This is a genomic window from Salinimicrobium oceani, from assembly GCF_012037645.1.
On the sequence record NZ_JAAVJR010000817.1, the window covers coordinates 1 to 410 of the forward strand.

1 pseudogene is annotated in these 410 nt (G+C 40.0%); it reads left to right on the top strand.

Going from position 1 to position 410, the window contains the following annotated elements:
• Positions 1-66: 66 nt before the first annotated feature.
• Positions 67-410: pseudogene (locus tag HC175_RS19545) on the top strand (O-antigen ligase family protein); the annotation flags it as partial.

Sequence of the window (410 nt, forward strand, 5' to 3'; positions counted from 1 at the left end):
TCTTCCAAAACAGTGCCGTTTTGGATCTATCTTTTAATCCTGATGCCAGGTATAATTGTTGGATCCATGACTATAAGTTATGATGTTGAATTCCGAAAACAAGTGGCTTTTAACCTGGCGGGACCTGTTTGCCTTGGAATTTCCGCATTGTACTGTTACTATAAAAAAATTAAAAAGGATGATTTGGAGATGGTGCTCATGATGATGCTCCTGCCTCTCTTGTCCCAAATGTTCTACCTGTTTCTTTACACTCCTACCCTGCGACAGGAGATAATTCACCTCTCTGGCAACTACGCGGCCACAGGAGGGTATGGACCCAACCAAATAGCTACTGTTTTTGGATTAGGAGCGTTTTTACTGGTTGCCCGATTGTTTACTATAAAAAATAAAATGATCAATTTAATTGATCT